Origin of the sequence: Halorubrum salsamenti (assembly GCF_007671685.1) — an archaeon.
Classification (GTDB): domain Archaea; phylum Halobacteriota; class Halobacteria; order Halobacteriales; family Haloferacaceae; genus Halorubrum; species Halorubrum salsamenti.
Genome location: NZ_VCNL01000020.1, coordinates 1 through 1,322, shown reverse-complemented (window position 1 = coordinate 1,322; position 1,322 = coordinate 1). Strand labels below are relative to the sequence as shown.

Sequence of the window (1,322 nt, the reverse complement as noted above, 5' to 3'; positions counted from 1 at the left end):
GGCCTTGTTGAAATCCTATTCTTCAGACACATTCTCGCCTGAAACAGCCGGTCGATGAGAATTTCGAAAAGAATAAACTGTTTCTCCTTGGAATATAACTCTCTCAACGTGATCGATCAGGAGTTACGGAGGAATCTCTGTAGGGTGGGGCTCATCGTTGTTGCTTTCTTCGGAGCAGTTTTTGTTTCCGTCTACCTCGATTCGTATTTCCTCAGCGTCCTCTTCTCGTTAATCGCCGTCGCTGGTGTGTTCCTGCTCTTGAAGTTTCAGAAAGTGTACTCAGTCATTATGATCGTTGTTGGAGTTCTCTCACTTGCCTTCGCCGTTCTCGGCTATCTGAATCTCGGTCTCGTAAATATGCCCGTTCTGTATGCCCTCCTCGCGGTACTGGGAATCGTTCGTGGCGGTCAGGCGTATCGAGCAACGGAATAACTGTATAGACCGTTCAGAGCGACCGGTCGAGATTATGAACGAGACAAGCGATAGTGAGTTCACGAAACTGTTTCCACCAGCATCGTGATCGGACGAACGCACCGTACTTTCGCTTGAGCGTTGAGTTCACAGTCTCGGATTGACTCCGCTGGCCGTAGAGATCAGCGTCTAAGCGTGCGTTCCATGCCTTGTGGAGTGATGTGAACTCACGATGCTTAATCAGTGGCCGAACCTCATGTTGCCGGGCGAGCCGCCTGATCTTCTGGTCGTCGTAGCCCTTGTCACCGAGCAGAATATCAATGTCTTCGGGATTGCGCTTGATCAACGATGGAGCGATCTGGCTATCGTGTTTTCGTGTCGTCGTCACGTGGAGATCGAGGATTGCGTTGACCTTCGCATCAACCAACAGCGTCACTTTGAGCTGCTGAATCGTGAGTTCGGCTCGTTTCGTGTAGTGTTTTGAGGCGTGACTGCGGTCGAATCCTGACGCATCAACTCCAACGACACCGCTCGTCGGAAGTAGCGTCGCTGAGAGAGTCAATATAGCACGCCATACAGCCATATCAAGCCGGTTGAACGCCTTACAAAGCGTTGATGGCGTAGGAAGTTCAGCTAATCCGAGGGCGTGACGAATGCGTGGCATCTCGATCAGTTCGTCAAGCAGGCCACGATAGGTCGTGTTCTTTCGAACTTTGAGGCACAGCAAAACAACGTGCTGGGGAAGTGTATAGCGATGTTTGGAGAACTTCGAGGAGTATCGAGAAACCGCTCGGCGTGCCAGATGGATCGCCTTCTCAGTAAACCGGAGAATCTGCGACTTCGGGAGGGCCTTCATCTCGTCGAATTACACGGCGAACATGTAACTCTCTGAGGATTTCAACAGAGCCGAA

The 1,322-nt window shown here is 51.1% G+C and carries 2 protein-coding genes; one reads left to right on the top strand and one right to left on the bottom strand.

Annotated elements, in window-relative coordinates; translation table 11 throughout:
• The first annotated feature begins 108 nt into the window (after window positions 1–108).
• The gene (locus tag FGL94_RS18090) at window positions 109–432 is read left to right on the top strand and encodes a hypothetical protein (protein WP_206664969.1); all 324 of its coding nucleotides are present in this window, start codon (window positions 109–111) and stop codon (window positions 430–432) included.
• A 13-nt stretch (window positions 433–445) separates the two neighbouring features.
• Here the strand turns inward: FGL94_RS18090 and FGL94_RS18085 are convergent, their stop codons facing one another.
• A complete protein-coding gene (locus tag FGL94_RS18085; RefSeq protein ID WP_144928150.1) occupies window positions 446–1,267 on the bottom strand; it encodes an IS5 family transposase in 822 nt (273 codons plus the stop codon).
• Between the last annotated feature and the right edge of the window lie 55 nt (window positions 1,268–1,322).

Excerpts from the sequence above, each read along its gene's own strand:
- FGL94_RS18085 (WP_144928150.1), bottom strand. The coding sequence starts at position 1,267 with ATGAAGGCCCTCCCGAAGTCGCAGATTCTCCGGTTTACTGAGAAGGCG.